Origin of the sequence: Vibrio sp. 2-1-2a, from assembly GCF_032648565.1 — a bacterium.
Classification (GTDB): domain Bacteria; phylum Pseudomonadota; class Gammaproteobacteria; order Enterobacterales; family Vibrionaceae; genus Vibrio; species Vibrio diabolicus.
Window position 1 is genome coordinate 972,708 of record NZ_WBOH01000001.1, and the last position, 14,973, is coordinate 987,680.

General features: G+C 44.8%; 12 protein-coding genes, 2 tRNA genes, 2 rRNA genes and 1 pseudogene. 5 read left to right on the forward strand and 12 right to left on the reverse strand.

Features of this window, described 5'->3' with window-relative positions; translation table 11 throughout:
* Positions 1 to 11 precede the first annotated feature (11 nt).
* Positions 12 to 243: pseudogene (locus F7Y48_RS23595) on the reverse strand (phosphate ABC transporter, permease protein PstA); the annotation flags it as partial.
* A gap of 30 nt (positions 244 to 273) precedes the next feature.
* A complete protein-coding gene (locus F7Y48_RS04580) occupies positions 274 to 2,478 on the reverse strand; it encodes an ABC transporter permease subunit (RefSeq protein ID WP_316681774.1) in 2,205 nt (734 codons plus the stop codon).
* Between the two features lie 207 nt (positions 2,479 to 2,685).
* On the opposite strand from F7Y48_RS04580, the gene ppk1 reads away from it, so the two are divergent.
* Both ppk1 and ppx read left to right on the forward strand, forming a co-directional pair.
* Positions 2,686 to 4,776 (forward strand): polyphosphate kinase 1, encoded by a 2,091-nt coding sequence (gene ppk1 / locus F7Y48_RS04585; protein WP_017820555.1) that lies wholly within the window; start codon positions 2,686 to 2,688, stop codon positions 4,774 to 4,776.
* A complete protein-coding gene (gene ppx, locus F7Y48_RS04590; protein ID WP_316681778.1) occupies positions 4,760 to 6,265 on the forward strand; it encodes an exopolyphosphatase in 1,506 nt (501 codons plus the stop codon). Before ppk1 ends, ppx begins: the two co-directional genes overlap by 17 nt.
* Positions 6,266 to 6,299: 34 nt before the next feature.
* Here the strand turns inward: ppx and F7Y48_RS04595 are convergent, their stop codons facing one another.
* Genes F7Y48_RS04595 through phoB form a run of 3 tightly spaced genes read right to left on the reverse strand, consistent with a single transcriptional unit; the run spans position 6,300 to position 9,287 of the window.
* On the reverse strand, positions 6,300 to 7,259 hold the full coding sequence (locus F7Y48_RS04595; protein WP_316681780.1) for a phosphate ABC transporter substrate-binding protein: 960 nt from the start codon (positions 7,257 to 7,259) through the stop codon (positions 6,300 to 6,302).
* Positions 7,259 to 8,557: a phosphate regulon sensor histidine kinase PhoR gene (gene phoR / locus F7Y48_RS04600; protein ID WP_005383667.1), complete on the reverse strand. Its 1,299-nt coding sequence runs from the start codon at positions 8,555 to 8,557 to the stop codon at positions 7,259 to 7,261. The genes F7Y48_RS04595 and phoR overlap by 1 nt, the downstream gene beginning before the upstream one ends.
* Before the next feature lie 40 nt (positions 8,558 to 8,597).
* Positions 8,598 to 9,287: a phosphate regulon transcriptional regulator PhoB gene (gene phoB, locus F7Y48_RS04605; protein ID WP_005381752.1), complete on the reverse strand. Its 690-nt coding sequence runs from the start codon at positions 9,285 to 9,287 to the stop codon at positions 8,598 to 8,600.
* 224 nt (positions 9,288 to 9,511) lie between these two features.
* Here phoB and rdgC point away from each other — a divergent pair, with 224 nt between their 5' ends.
* The 3 genes from rdgC to F7Y48_RS04620 all read left to right on the forward strand — a co-directional run bounded on the left by rdgC (position 9,512) and on the right by F7Y48_RS04620 (position 12,249).
* Positions 9,512 to 10,426: a recombination-associated protein RdgC gene (rdgC, locus tag F7Y48_RS04610; protein WP_005391604.1), complete on the forward strand. Its 915-nt coding sequence runs from the start codon at positions 9,512 to 9,514 to the stop codon at positions 10,424 to 10,426.
* A 165-nt stretch (positions 10,427 to 10,591) separates the two neighbouring features.
* Positions 10,592 to 11,992 carry a tRNA 5-hydroxyuridine modification protein YegQ gene (yegQ, locus tag F7Y48_RS04615; RefSeq protein WP_006741904.1) on the forward strand — a complete coding sequence of 467 codons (1,401 nt, stop codon included), beginning with the start codon at positions 10,592 to 10,594 and terminating at the stop codon, positions 11,990 to 11,992.
* A 2-nt stretch (positions 11,993 to 11,994) separates the two neighbouring features.
* A complete protein-coding gene (locus tag F7Y48_RS04620) occupies positions 11,995 to 12,249 on the forward strand; it encodes a YfhL family 4Fe-4S dicluster ferredoxin (protein WP_031780214.1) in 255 nt (84 codons plus the stop codon).
* Positions 12,250 to 12,291: 42 nt separating this feature from the next.
* Here F7Y48_RS04620 and F7Y48_RS04625 read toward each other — a convergent pair whose 3' ends face one another.
* The 7 genes from F7Y48_RS04625 to F7Y48_RS04655 form a co-directional block, all read right to left on the reverse strand.
* The gene (locus tag F7Y48_RS04625; protein WP_005391608.1) at positions 12,292 to 12,600 is read right to left on the reverse strand and encodes a hypothetical protein; all 309 of its coding nucleotides are present in this window, start codon (positions 12,598 to 12,600) and stop codon (positions 12,292 to 12,294) included.
* Between the two features lie 322 nt (positions 12,601 to 12,922).
* Positions 12,923 to 13,759 (reverse strand): penicillin-insensitive murein endopeptidase, encoded by an 837-nt coding sequence (gene mepA / locus F7Y48_RS04630; protein ID WP_065646336.1) that lies wholly within the window; start codon positions 13,757 to 13,759, stop codon positions 12,923 to 12,925.
* A gap of 12 nt (positions 13,760 to 13,771) precedes the next feature.
* A complete protein-coding gene (locus F7Y48_RS04635; protein ID WP_005391613.1) occupies positions 13,772 to 14,104 on the reverse strand; it encodes a DUF1904 domain-containing protein in 333 nt (110 codons plus the stop codon).
* A gap of 336 nt (positions 14,105 to 14,440) precedes the next feature.
* Positions 14,441 to 14,517: transfer RNA gene (locus tag F7Y48_RS04640), tRNA-Trp, on the reverse strand.
* Positions 14,518 to 14,552: 35 nt separating this feature from the next.
* A tRNA-Asp gene (locus tag F7Y48_RS04645) sits at positions 14,553 to 14,629 on the reverse strand.
* Positions 14,630 to 14,675: 46 nt separating this feature from the next.
* Positions 14,676 to 14,792: ribosomal RNA gene (gene rrf / locus F7Y48_RS04650) — 5S ribosomal RNA — on the reverse strand.
* Between the two features lie 93 nt (positions 14,793 to 14,885).
* Positions 14,886 to 14,973, reverse strand: a 23S ribosomal RNA gene (locus F7Y48_RS04655); the annotation flags it as partial.

Sequence of the window (14,973 nt, forward strand, 5' to 3'; positions counted from 1 at the left end):
ACTCTTCGGTACAAAGCTGCGCTCATACACTTGGCCAATCAGAATAGTATTTTCATGTAGCACTTCGCCTTGTACAGGCGTCAATGCTGCAACATTCCACTGATACAAGGGAGCTGGCCAAAAGTAAGTCAGGCCTTTCCAGCCGATAAGGAGTAACAACCCTAATACCGACAACAAACTGATGCTGACTGCACCGCCTGTTAGCCATATCCACGGTGCGCCAGAACGAATCCAATTTAACACGTCATTACTCGCTCTTTATTCAAACCATTATTACAACGCACGGTACTTATCTCTCAGTCTTTGACGAACCCATTCCGCAAGCGCGTTTACTGCAAACGTAAATACAAACAAAATCAATGCAGCTAGGAACAGCAGGCGATAATGCGAACTTCCAACTTCCGACTCTGGCAACTCAACGGCGATGGTCGCCGACAGGCTGCGCAATCCTTCCAAAATATTCCAATCCATTAATGGCGTATTGCCCGTTGCCATTAACACAATCATGGTTTCACCAACAGCGCGTCCCAGCCCCATCATAATGGCAGAAAAAATACCCGGGCTTGCGGTAAGCAAGACAACATAGATTAAAGTTTGCCAAGGCGTGGCCCCTAATGCCAAAGAGCCATCCGATAAATGCTTCGGCACAGAGAAAATGGCATCTTCGGCGATGGTAAAAATCGTCGGGATAACAGCAAACCCCATCGCTAACCCCACCACCAATGCATTACGTTGATCGTAACCAATGCCATGCTCGGTTAAGAACAAGCGCATATCGCCACCAAAGAACGTCTGCTCAATCGTAGGCGAAATCCACACTCCAAGCCCAATCAGTACCAATATGACAGGCATGAGCACTAAAGCATGCCAACCATTAGGCAGACGATTCCGCAAAGGTTGCGGTATTAACGCCCATAACCCGCCCATAATCATGGTGCTCAAGGGCAAAACAAACAGCATGACGACGATCGTAATCAGGTGGTCTTCGACAATAGGTGCGAACCACAGCCCCGCTAGGAAACCAATGATCACCGTCGGCAGTGCTTCCATTAGCTCAATCGACGGTTTTACGACACGACGCATGCGTGGCGACATAAAGTAAGCCGTATAAATAGCACCTAGCACTGCGAGCGGTACTGAAAACAGCATCGCAAACATCGCCGCTTTTATCGTCCCAAACGCAATAGGTACTAGGCTGAACTTAGCCTCAAAGTTATCGCTCGCCGAAGTCGATTGCCACACATATTCAGGCTCAGGATACCCTTCGTACCACACTTCTTGCCATAATGAGGACAATGAAATTTCCGGATAGGCATTGTCCACTTCCGCAACATTTAACTCATTATTTTGCCAAGTGATTAAGTAGCGTTCATTGTTAGACATTGCTGCGATTGCGGGCACTTGATTGTACGCACGCTTAAACAACACCAGTTTTTCACTGGTTGTATAATGGCTTTGCAACGTGCCGTTGGTGTAAAAGCTATAAAATCCTTTTCGATGAGAATCCGGCAACAAATACTTAAGCTCTGATGCCAATTTAAAATCACGAATATGCGTTAACGTGCGCTTTTCTTCTTGCAGCGTATCAAACCATTGCGACACCCGACCATCGTTGTGCGTCACCAAAAGCGAGTAAGCACCAGCCAATAAATCTATCGTACGAACGGAATGCTTCTTATCACCTTGAGTGAGATCGACCACCTCTCGCACAGCAAATTTACGTGCGGTTTTCTTTAACACGATCAACTCAGAGCCATCGCGTAAATAAAGCGTTTCACCATCAGGTGTCAATAACATTTGCTGAGGTGCATCAAAGCCTGAAGAGAACGTAAAATCGATCGTTGTAGGAGGCGTACCCAAAGACGAATCCACTTGCCAGCGAGCTTTCACTTCACCGCTTTGCGTCTGCCAAACAATCGTTGGTAACGGCGTCGAAGCTGCAAATACAAACTGAGTCACAGGATCTTGAGGCGTACTTAGTGTCAGATCCATGCTGGTGTCTAGCTCAATCACTTCCGGAGGACGTGTATTTTCTCTCAACGTGGCATTAAATTCTGGCTTGAAAAGGTGCGCTTTACCCTGCCCATCAACAAATCCATACCAACCTAGCCCAGGAGCAGATTGAGAGAAAGCGACGGGTTTCTGGACGATTTGCTGTTTATCCACCGCAGGTTTCGTAGGATCGTCCATCGACAAATATTGAATCTCACCACTTTGGGTTAGAACGAACGCGAGCTGAGCGTAATCATCCACTGAAATCGCCAGTGGTGTTTCAATATGAGTGGCTCGAATTGCTTGGTTGGTTTTGATCTCCGCATCAGAAAAAAGCGGAATGATCACCATGGCGAGGTAGACAAAGATCAAAATAAGCGCCGCGAGTACGCCGACACCACCGGATGTCACTGCAAGTCGAACTAAACGATCTTTTATCAGTCGTTTCTTATCTTTTTCCTGCAATGAAAACTCGGCTTGTGCCATTTAAATCTCTACCTTTTTTGACTTAGTACTAGAATATGTCGTTAAGATGACAATTATATTACAGATCACATTAAACACCTGAAAAGAATACAACTCTTATGCAATGCGTGGTATGAAATAAATCTGTAATGAAAATCTCATAATGTTCTCACTCATCCATTTTTCCAAGATGAGTACGTATTACTTCACTTTTGGCTAGGTAAGGTTATGAGCGCAGAAAAACTATATATAGAAAAAGAGCTGAGTTGGTTGTCTTTCAACGAACGAGTATTACAAGAAGCTGCCGATAAAACCGTCCCTTTGATCGAACGTATTCGCTTTCTTGGGATCTTTTCCAACAATTTAGATGAATTTTACAAAGTACGCTTTGCGGACGTGAAGCGCAGAATCCTAATCAGCCAAGAGCGCGGTGGCAGTGATAGCCCTAAACGACTGTTAACCAAAATGCAGTCGAAAGCACTAAAGCTTAACGAACAATTTGATGAGCTTTACAGCGAATTGATTCGAGAAATGGCGCGACGTCGCATTTTCTTGGTCAACGAACAACAACTGGATGAATCGCAACAAAAGTGGATCGCAAAATACTTCCGTAGAGAGGTCATGCCGCATATCACTCCCCTCCTAATGAAAGACGAGATCGATGTTCTGCAATTTCTCAAAGACGAGTACGCTTACATCGCCGTAGAACTGCGTAAAGAAGAACATTACCAGTACGCTCTTATCGAAATTCCGACCGATCACCTTCCCCGCTTTGTGATGGTACCAGAACAGAAAGGAAAGCGTCGAAAAACCATCATCTTACTTGATAATATTATCCGCCACTGTTTGGACGAGCTGTTCAAAGGCTTTTTTGATTATGATGAGCTTAGCGGCTATGCGATGAAAATGACGCGTGACGCTGAATACGATTTACGCAATGAAATTGAGTACAGCTTGCTTGAACAAATGTCAGAGGGTGTCAATCAGCGACTGACAGCAAAGCCCGTTCGCTTCGTCTACGAACGCGATATGCCGCCTCAAATGTTAGAGTTTCTGTGTAACAAACTTAATATCTCTAACTACGATAACCTTATCCCCGGCGGACGCTATCACAACTTTAAAGACTTCATCGGCTTTCCAAATGTTGGACGAGAGTATCTTGAAAATAAACCTCTCCCGCCAATGAAATGTGCCGATTTCGAAGGTTATGCCAACAGCTTTGACGCGATTAAAGCGAAAGATATTCTGCTCTATTATCCCTACCACACTTTTGACCACATTAGTGAGTTAGTGCGCCAAGCCTCCTTCGATCCCAAAGTACTTAGTATCAAGATTAACATTTATCGCGTCGCGAAAGATTCTCGCTTGATGAACTCTTTAATTGATGCGGTGCACAACGGCAAAAATGTCACCGTGGTCGTGGAGCTGCAGGCTCGCTTTGATGAAGAAGCCAATATCGAATGGTCAAAAGTGTTGACCGAAGCTGGTGTGCACGTCATCTTCGGAGCGCCTGGCCTTAAGATTCACTCAAAGCTACTGATGATCAGTCGCCGTGAAGGTGAAGAAATTATTCGCTACGCGCACATCGGCACAGGCAACTTCCATGAGAAGACGGCACGAATTTATACCGACTTCTCTCTCCTTACCGCAGATCAAGAAATCACTAACGAAGTTCGTAATGTCTTCGGTTATATTGAGAATCCATACCGCCCAGTGAAGTTCAACCACCTCATGGTATCTCCACGTAATTCTCGTACCCAAATCTACCGCCTGATCGATAATGAAATTGCGAATGCCAAGCTCGGCAAGAAAGCCGCTCTTACGATCAAGGTCAATAACCTAGTCGATAAGGGCATCGTCAATAAGCTATATGGAGCAAGTACGGCGGGAGTGAAAATAAATATGATCATTCGCGGCATGTGCTCATTAGTACCGGGCATTGAGGGGATCAGCGACAATATTCGCATCATCAGTATTGTTGACCGCTTTTTGGAACACCCACGCGTGGTGATTACCCATAACGATGGCGATCCGCAAGTCTATATCTCCTCTGCTGACTGGATGACAAGAAATATCGATCACCGCATTGAGGTGGCGGCGCCAGTCCGTGATCCACGTTTGAAACAGAGAATTATTGATATAACGAATATCCATTTTACCGATACAGTAAAGGCTCGTTTTATAGATAAGGAAATGAGCAACGCTTACGTACCACGAGGTAATCGCAAAAAAGTTCGTTCTCAAATCGCTATCTATGACTATCTTAAAAATATAGAAAAGCAAACTAGAAAACAAAATTCAGATGCCTCAAATACTTGAACAAGATACTCGCTACATTGCCGCGATAGACCTCGGCTCAAACAGTTTCCACATGGTGGTGGCCAAGGTTGTAGGCAGTGACTTACAACTGGTTAGCCGTCATAAACAGCGTGTTCGCTTAGCATCAGGACTCGACAGTGAATTGAACTTAAGTCATTCCGCGATGGAACGCGCGTTAGAGTGCTTAGCCATGTTCGCTGAGAGGCTGCAAGGGCTTGATGAGTCGAATGTGCGTATCGCCGCGACACACACACTAAGACGCGCTAAAAATGCTCATCTATTCATTGAGCGTGCGAAAGAAGTGATGCCCTTCCCAATAGAAATCATCCCAGGGGAAGAAGAAGCCCGCCTGATATACTTAGGTGTCGCTCACACTCAAGTAGAGTCAAACTCCAAGTTGGTCGTTGATATTGGTGGCGGCAGTACCGAAATGATCATTGGACAAGAGTTTGAACCTGAGCTTCTCAACAGTAAACAGATGGGATGCGTCAGCTTTACAGAGCAATATTTTAAAAACGGCAAACTGTCTGGGAAAAACTTTAATAAAGCGATGTTAGCCGCCGAGCAAAAACTCGAGTCCATCGCTTCAGCATACCGTAAAAAAGGCTGGGATATCGCTCTCGGCTCATCAGGAACCATCAAAGCGATTCAAGAAGTGCTAGTAGGATTAGGTTTTGAAGATGGCCTGATCACCGCGAAGAGACTGGACACGCTTATTGAAACTCTGTGTAATTTTGATTCAATTGAAGAGATTGAACTGACAGGTTTAACAGAAGAACGTAAGCCCGTATTCGCGGCAGGCGTGGCGATTTTGTCCGCAATTTTCAAAGCACTTCGCATTGAGCAGATGTTTTTCTCCGATGGTGCTCTGCGCGAAGGCCTGTTGTACGAAATGGAAGAGCGTTTTGCGCGCTCCGATATACGTATGCGCACAACTGAAAATTTAGCCAACAAACACCGGGTTGACTTAGAGCATGCTGCTCGTGTTAAAGGCCATGCACGTGAGATGTTATGTCAGGTGCGCTCTGAACTAGGCATTAAGAAAAAGAGTGAGTTATTTGACTTACTAGAATGGGCAGCATTGCTTCATGAAGTCGGATTAAGTATCAACTTACGTAGCTTCCATCGCCACTCTTTCTATATTCTGTTGCATTCCACTCTACAAGGCTTCAACCGTGAACAGCAATTAGTGCTCGCAACATTAGCCCGCTTCCAACGCAAAGCACTTAAACTGCAAGAACTGCCAGTTTTCAACCTCTACAAACAAAGTGACGTGATAAGCCTCATCAAAATATTACGACTTTCTATCGTATTAAATGGGCAGCGTAACGAAGATCCATTGCCTGATATCACCTTATCCATCAAAAATGACGAATGGATTCTCACATGCACAGATGAAGCATGGCTAGAAAACAACAAATTGCTTCATGCTGATTTGCAGGAAGAACAAGAACGTTGGGACAACGCGAAGTGGACACTCACTTTCTGATTTCGTACTGTTCATACCTAAATAAAAAGTCGGCTTACAGGCCGACTTTTTTTAACTCTTCTTCTGCAAAGTCTGCCGTAATGGGCACATAACCATCTTTCTCAACCAACGCTTGCCCCTGAGCGGAGAAAATAAAGCGAATAAACTCGGCTTCTATTGGTGTTAATGGGTAATCCGGGTGCTTATTCACATATACATACAAGTAACGTGATAGTGGGTACTTACCACTAACAATATGTTCTCGCGTTGGAGTCACGTAGTCATTTCCTATTTTTGCCACAGGAACTAAGCGCACGCCTGCCACTCGATAACCGACACCGGAATAACCAATTCCACTAATGGTTGACGCTACAGCTTGCACAACTGACGCGGAGCCTGGCTGCTCGTTAACTCGGGTTTTAAAGTCGCCGCCACATAAGGCATTGCTTTTGAAGTAACCATAAGTTCCAGAAACGGAGTTACGACCAAACAACTGTACGTTGCGCTTTGCCCACTGTGATTCAAGACCGAGTTGCTGCCAGTTCGTGATAAATTGACTTTCACCACAGCGTAGCGTGGCAGAAAACAAAGCATCTAACTGACTAAAGTTAAGCCCTTGAATTGGATTGTCTTGATGAACAAAAATACCTATTGCATCGATCGCAACTCTAAGCGCCGTTGGCTTGTAGCCATGTTCACGTTCAAACGCTTCAACCTCTCTTAAACGCATCGGGCGACTCATGGGACCAAACTGAGCTGTTTGTTCGGTCAATGCTGGGGGAGCTGTGGAAGAGCCAGACGCTTGGACTTGCGCATTAATATTCGGGTAAATGGATTTAAACTCTTCAACCCAAAGTGTCGTCATGCCCGCAAGCGTATCGGAGCCGACAGAGAGCAAGTTCCCAACAATCCCAGTCGTTTTATGATAATTCGGCAATGGTTTATCTTGAGCGGCAGCCATACAGGAACAAACAAGCGCGAATAAACTGAATGTTTTTGCCAATCGTAACGCCATTATTTCACCACCAAACGCTCAGGCAATACGAAAGAAAACTTACTGCCCACACCTACTTCACTGTGAATTTCTAAATGAGAGTCATGGTGGCTCAGCGCGTGTTTTACAATGGCCAACCCTAACCCACTCCCTCCGGTATCGCGTGATCTTGCTTTATCGACGCGATAAAAACGCTCAGTAAGTCGATGGAGGTGCTGAGGTTCTATACCATCACCACTATCCTCCACCTCTAAGCATGCGCCTTGAGATGTCTGGAACCAACGAACATTAATGTTTGCACCAGGTGGTGTGTATTTGACAGCATTATAAACAAGGTTGGAGATAGCACTGCGTAACTGGTCATCATCGCCCAGTACGCGTAGGCTAGCATCAACATCAAATTTCAATTTATGTTGGTTGTCTCCACTAAGGCTAACCGCCTCTTTTTCTAACACTTCAAGCATCGCAGGTACATTCACGACTTCTTCAAGCTCATGCATAGGTGCCGCTTCAATTTTAGATAGCGTCAGTAATTGGTTCACCAAACTGTTCATGCGGTTGAGCTGCTCCGTCATGACGCCATGCGCTTTGCTCCACATTGGGCCCACAACCATGTCAGGGTCTTCTGTCATCTCTAAATAACCTTGTAGCACCGTCATTGGTGTACGCAGTTCATGAGAAACGTTAGCAAAGAAGTTGCGGCGCATTCCCTCAAGTTGTTTTAACTGGCTAACATCACGCACCACCATCAAATGTTCACCTTCGGTATACGGTACGATACGTAGTTCTAGCATGCGTTCGACATTGAGTGGTGAACGCATTTCCAATGGCTCAGAGAAGTCTTTCTTGTTGAGGTACTTGATAAAGTCAGGCGTACGGATGAGGTTGGAGATAGGTTGACCAGAGTCTTCCGGCCAATGGAAACCCAATAAGTGTTGAGCCAGTTTGTTACACCAAACGATATTGCCTTCAGCACGGAACACCACGACGGCATCGGGTAACGATTCCGCACCATTTCTGAATCGGCGAATGAGATTAGTAAGCTCTTTGCGTTTACGGCGTTGGCGCTGCTGTAAGCGATACAAGCCATTGAACAAAGATTCCCAGTTACCGCTACCAGACGGTGGCGTAAGGCGCTTTTCATCCCATAACCAAGAAGATAAACGTACTTGGTTATGCAAATGCCACACAAGCTGCAATGCCGTAGCTGCCAAAAGCAACCACGGCATATAACCGAATATCCAACCTACTATCACCCATGGGGTGTAAAAAAAAGCCAGCTCCCAGGCCAGCTTTTTCCACGTTAATCTTTCAACCACTCATAACTCCAGAAATGGTACCGATAAGCTGCGTGTTAATTTATGCCTTTGTCGAGAAGCGGTATCCAGCACCACGAACAGTTTGGATCAGCTTATCATGACCTGCGGCTTCCAATGCTTTACGCAGGCGGCGAATATGAACATCGACCGTACGATCTTCGACATACACGTTAGTACCCCAAACATTGTTTAATAGCTGCTCACGGCTGTACACACGCTCTTGATGCGTCATGAAAAAATGCAGCATTTTAAATTCTGTTGGGCCCATATCTAATGGTGCATCATTAGCCGTGACACGGTGTGATACAGGATCAAGCTTCAATCCCTGCACATCAATTACGTCTTCCAGTGCGGTCGGGGTTACACGACGAATCACTGCTTTTAAACGGGCAACCAACTCTTTAGGAGAAAATGGCTTAGTAATGTAGTCATCCGCACCGACTTCTAAACCGCGCACTTTATCTTCTTCTTCACCACGAGCGGTAAGCATCACAACTGGAATGTTGCGCGTTAATTCCTCTCGCTTCATATGCTTGATGAAGTTAATGCCGCTGCCGCCTGGTAACATCCAATCCAGTAAAACTAAATCAGGGAAGGGTTCAGCCAGTTTGGTTACTGCAGTATCGTAATCTTCCGCTTCTACCGCTTGGTAACCTTTCTGCTCAAGTACGAAGCACAGCATTTCGCGAATAGGAGCTTCGTCTTCAACAACCAGAATCCTTCTAGACATAATTGAGTAACCTTATGTTCGTTGAGCTAATGAATTTAAGAGACAAAGCGCCCCTCTATGCATAAGCATTATCACTACCAATTATGACACTTTTGTGACCTTTGAAAACAAATTTTCATATAACTTTCTTTTGAGGTTCATTCGGATATTTTTCATTTCTATTAAGACATCAGCACAAAAATTCCCTATGATTAGTCCCTTGTCATCAAGCCTAGAGAAGATTTATGTGGTTTAAAAACTGTCTGGTATACCGCGTTAACCGCGAGGTTACTTTCAACGCCGAACAACTAGAAACTCAACTGTCTGAATTCCGATTCACCCCATGTGGCAGTCAAGATAAACAGAAATTTGGCTGGGTCAGTGCAATGGGTAGACATGGCGACATGATGACTCACGTGTCAGAAAACCGCATTCTGATTTGCGCCAAGAAAGAAGAGAAAATGCTACCTGCCTCAGTGATCAAAGAGTCATTGAATGCAAAAGTAGAAGCAATGGAAGCGCAAGAAGGTCGTCCTCTGAAGAAGAAAGAGAAAGACAACCTGAAAGATGACATCGTAATGGATTTACTGCCTCGCGCATTTAGCCGCAGCAGCCACACTCACGTGCTCATCATGCCAAAAGAAGGGTTCATCCTTGTTGACGCAAGCAGCTACAAAAAAGCGGAAGACGTATTAGCACTACTTCGTAAAACCATGGGTAGTTTACCTGTTGTTCCTGCCATTCCAGAAGTAGCGATTGAAACAACGCTAACCGAGTGGGTGAAAACGGGCGACACACCTCAAGGTATCACCATGATGGACGAAGCTGAGCTAAAATCCGTGCTTGAAGAAGGTGGCGTGATTCGTTGTAAGAAGCAAGAGCTGACCACAGATGAAATCCGCAACCACATCGCAGCAGATAAAGTCGTAACGAAGCTTGCACTTAATTGGCAAGATCGTATTGAATTCATCATGACAGAAGATGCGGGTATTAAGCGTCTAAAATTCTCTGATGAATTGAAAGATCAAAATGACGATATTCCACGTGAAGATCAAGCAGCTCGATTTGATGCAGACTTCTCTCTGATGTGTGGGGAGTTCAGTGCTTTCCTACCCAACCTATACGATGCGCTAGGCGGCTTACCAAATCCCAACGCTTAATATTGTATAAAGGTCAACCATAACGCCCTCACTTTTTTTGAGGGCGTTTTTCTATCTGAAGCACAATTACCCTAGTCACAGTTCACATTTTGACGTAAAATTTGCGCCCCATTTCCATTAGGTGGAATTGGCCTGACTTGTGATCAGATAAAAGAGAATTGAGCAATGACAACTGAGAAAGCATTCGTACCTGAGCTACTGTCTCCTGCGGGAAGCCTGAAAAACATGCGTTACGCATTCGCCTACGGCGCAGATGCAGTTTACGCTGGCCAACCTCGCTACAGCCTCCGCGTACGTAACAATGAGTTTAACCACGAAAACCTAAAAATCGGTATCGATGAAGCACATGCTCTAGGCAAAAAGCTTTATGTGGTATGTAACATTCAACCACACAACTCGAAGCTAAAAACCTTCATCCGTGATCTTAAACCAATCGTAGAAATGGGTCCTGACGCATTGATCATGTCAGATCCAGGCCTAATCATGATGGTTCGTGAAGCTTTCCCAGAAATGCCAATTCACCTTTCTGTACAAGCAAATGCTGTAAACTGGGCGACTGTTAAGTTCTGGGCAGCTAATGGCGTGGAACGAGTGATCGTTTCTCGCGAGCTATCTCTAGAAGAAATCGAAGAAATTCGTGAGCATTGTCCTGAAACTGAACTTGAAGTATTCGTTCACGGTGCATTATGCATGGCTTATTCTGGTCGTTGCCTACTTTCTGGTTACATAAACAAACGTGATCCTAACCAAGGCACTTGCACCAACGCGTGCCGTTGGGAATACAAAGTGGAAGAAGGCAAAGAAAACGACGCTGGTGATATTGTAGAGAAGTTTGACCCATCTGAAGCACAGCCTGTCGAAGTACAAGACGAACGCCCTGAAACCACAATTGGTCGTGGTAAACCAACGGATGAAGTCGTTCTACTTTCTGAAGCGCACCGTCCAGAAGAAAAAATGGCAGCGTACGAAGATGAACATGGTACTTACATCATGAACTCTAAAGACCTACGTGCGGTACAGCATGTTGAGCGCTTAACTAAGATGGGTGTGCACTCGCTGAAAATCGAAGGTCGTACTAAATCATTCTATTACTGTGCTCGTACTGCACAGGTTTACCGTAAAGCGATTGATGATGCTGTAGCAGGCCGACCATTTGATGAAAGCCTAATGGGCACACTAGAGAGCCTAGCTCACCGTGGCTATACCGAAGGCTTCCTACGTCGTCATACTCACGACACCTACCAGAATTACGATTACGGCTACTCAGTCTCTGATGCTCAACAGTTTGTCGGTGAGTTCACTGGTAAACGTCGTGGCGATATGGCTGAAGTAGAAGTGAAAAATAAGTTCCTTGTCGGTGATAGTCTTGAGCTAATGACGCCAAAAGGTAATGTTGTTTTCACGCTAGAAGCAATGGAAAACCGTAAGTCAGAGTCTATCGAGGATGCCAAAGGGAATGGTCACTTCGTCTTCATTCCAGTACCAGCAGATCTAGATTTAGAATACGGTCTATTGATGCGTAACTTAAACTCAGGGCAGGACACCCGTAACCCGACTGGTAAGTAATCATGGCCTTGCTCATTACTGACAAATGCATCAACTGCGACATGTGCGATCCCGAATGCCCCAATGGAGCAATCAGCATGGGAGAAAGCATTTTCGAGATTGACCCAGCTCTATGTACAGAGTGTAAGGGACATTACGAAAAGCCGACCTGTCAGTCAGTGTGTCCGATTACAAAATGCATCATCACAGACCCGGATCATGTAGAAACAGAAGAGCAGTTACTGGAGAAGTTTGTGATTATTCAAGGGTTAGCATAAGAACAAGTGGGTTCAACTTTGGAGACAAAGTTGAACCTTTTTTTAACCCGACTTTTCAATAGGATAGATATTACAAAACAACTCTTTTTCAAAATGAGACTCTAACCGATCTCGCCAATTTTCAGCTTGGGAAACCGGCACAAGATAAAAGTTTTCTCGGCTCGTGTCCGTAACGAAAGCCATTCCATATTGCATCAGCTCGTAATGCACATCATTAACAAATCCGGGATCAAGACGCTGACGTCCTGTCAGGTGGTTTACATCAACCCGAGTCAATAAGACCCCTTTCGTTTCACTGCTAAATCTGTGTCTTAACCACTCTGCAAATTCTTTTGCACAAATCATAGTCATGGTTTTATCCTTGATTTACTCTTCTAGCAGGAGAAGTATCCATTCCCGCCTCACACACTTGTCTGCCTTGTTATTGCTTCGCTAGCCAACTGACAGACATATTGCTAAGAAACCAAAGTATCGTGACGAAAGATCTTTCTAAACAGAGAAGTTACGACTTATCTATACTACAACTCTTTGTTTAATTTAGATTTCTATATTATGTCACCAAAACTAATTAGGTTAGTTTTTGTATTGGTATTATTCACTGTAGACAAAAGTATGATGTTTCTCCAGTTTCATAAAAGAGATACGTAAGGGAATATAAACCTGTAGAGTCACTCTAGTTAGTAGAGATAAGTGATTGGCATTGCGGTGGAATCGCTTTTTTTCGCTTGGGCTTAGCAATAACTTTCGCAGACGGAGGCTTATCGATAGGCTTAACTTTCGGTCCCCAACTAGCAAGCTCTACCCCACAACCATCACCAGCGGGAGGCAGAGCTTGTTCAACACAATAGCCACTCGACTCAGGACAAGATAACCTGACGTGGAAGTGGTAATGATGCCCCCACCAAGGGCGAACTTTACGTAACCAAGAACGTTCTTTGCCTTCTTCTTGCGAGCAAAGCTGCTCCTTAATGACAGGATGTACAAAAATTCGTGCAACATCCTCACTCTGTGCAGCATATCGAATCAGCCTAAAGTGCCTATCTTCCCAGCGATGGTTAAGTATGGAATACCCTTTTAAGTCCACCACACTCATTGGCTTAGGGAGTTGTAATTCGTTATAAGAAAGCGGTTGGTCAGCGAGTCTTAACCAGATATCAATATCTAACCCAGTTTGGTGACTAGAATGGCCAGAAGAAAACCTTCCTCCTCGTGGTAAAGACAGGTCACCTATAAGCAGCGTTGTATTGAGGTTTTGATGAGCTTGAAGCGCTAGGTTTTCAATAAACTCTATCGTTTTAGGGTGCCCATAGTAGCGTTTCGTTTTACTGCGTAAAACTTGATAACCAACGCCATCAAGAGGCAAAGGTAATGCGCCATCCAAACAACCGTTGGCATAACTACCAATAGAGGAAGAAGAGTTTCGGGTAGGGTTAGCAACAGACTCCCAAGGAGTAGAGTATACAGAAGCTGAGAAACATAAACCCAAAGATACAATGAAACTCAGCTTCATAGCTTTTAGCCTTTAGTAGTGTTCGCCATTATCGTAATAAGCTTTAGGGGATAAAGCTGAAAAGATAACTGCAACATCAATATCCGCACCAGCAATACCACGAACTTGCTGTGTAATAAGCTTAGCAACTTTATCTTGTACTTCCTGACCACGATCAAACCAAAGCACTTCGACAAAAGGATATGCAGCACTCACCTCGCCCTCATTGAAAAACGTAGTGTAGATATACTCAAAAGTAAAATCCTCACGCGGACAGTCCATCAGAGGCTGAAGTTCATCCGTCAGAGGCTTTGATAGTGCCTGAACAGCTTGCGGCTCTACAGCACGGAATCGAAAATGTGGCATAAACTTACTTCCTAATTATTAGCATTAACTCATGATAATAACAGGAACCAAGTCACTAATCATCCAAGCCAATGTAACCACTAACCTTTTCTATACACGTCATATAGATCAAGTAGTAAATCAACTAGCTCACTAACGAAGAGTAATAGGAGTATGAAGAGAAGTAAGAAAGGGTAAAACGATACACCGAAGCTTAGTGACGCAATCTATTGCAAGGGAAAATAGAATGGCTTAAGTCACCGATGTAATATGTTCTTAAGATCGATGTGTCTCAGATGTCGACAACTACTCGTTAGAAACGAAAAAGGCTCTGACCTAAGTCAGAGCCTTGATATATGGCAGGGGTGGAGAGATTCGAACTCCCAACACGCGGATTTGGAATCCGCTGCTCTGCCAATTGGAGCTACACCCCTATAGTTCGTGTTTAATGAGACGACGCTCAAATAAGTGGCGGAGTGGACGGGACTCGAACCCGCGACCCCCGGCGTGACAGGCCGGTATTCTAACCAACTGAACTACCACTCCGCAGTGGTATCACTCGCTTGTAATCAGCAAGTGTCCAAAATTTAAAGCCTGGCGATGTCCTACTCTCACATGGGGAAGCCCCACACTACCATCGGCGCTATTTCGTTTCACTTCTGAGTTCGGCATGGAAATCAGGTGGGTCCAAAACGCTATGGTCGCCAAGCAAATTCTTTAATCTGGAAAGCTGTTTCTTAATTCTCGTTCTTACACATTCAATGTTCTTTCATTGAGTCCATCAAAACCCCTTGGGTGTTGTATGGTTAAGCCTCACGGGCAATTAGTACAGGTTAGCTCAACGCCTCACAACGCTTACACACCCTGCCTATCAACGTCGTAGTCTACGA

Coding starts and splice junctions, on each gene's coding strand:
- ppx (WP_316681778.1), top strand. CDS start 4,760: ATGCCTCAAATACTTGAACAAGATACTCGCTACATTGCCGCGATAGAC.
- mepA (WP_065646336.1), bottom strand. CDS start 13,759: ATGAAGCTGAGTTTCATTGTATCTTTGGGTTTATGTTTCTCAGCTTCT.
- F7Y48_RS04580 (WP_316681774.1), bottom strand. CDS start 2,478: ATGGCACAAGCCGAGTTTTCATTGCAGGAAAAAGATAAGAAACGACTG.
- F7Y48_RS04620 (WP_031780214.1), top strand. CDS start 11,995: ATGGCCTTGCTCATTACTGACAAATGCATCAACTGCGACATGTGCGAT.
- F7Y48_RS04635 (WP_005391613.1), bottom strand. CDS start 14,104: ATGCCACATTTTCGATTCCGTGCTGTAGAGCCGCAAGCTGTTCAGGCA.
- ppk1 (WP_017820555.1), top strand. CDS start 2,686: ATGAGCGCAGAAAAACTATATATAGAAAAAGAGCTGAGTTGGTTGTCT.
- F7Y48_RS04625 (WP_005391608.1), bottom strand. CDS start 12,600: ATGACTATGATTTGTGCAAAAGAATTTGCAGAGTGGTTAAGACACAGA.
- yegQ (WP_006741904.1), top strand. CDS start 10,592: ATGACAACTGAGAAAGCATTCGTACCTGAGCTACTGTCTCCTGCGGGA.
- phoB (WP_005381752.1), bottom strand. CDS start 9,287: ATGTCTAGAAGGATTCTGGTTGTTGAAGACGAAGCTCCTATTCGCGAA.
- F7Y48_RS04595 (WP_316681780.1), bottom strand. CDS start 7,259: ATGGCGTTACGATTGGCAAAAACATTCAGTTTATTCGCGCTTGTTTGT.
- rdgC (WP_005391604.1), top strand. CDS start 9,512: ATGTGGTTTAAAAACTGTCTGGTATACCGCGTTAACCGCGAGGTTACT.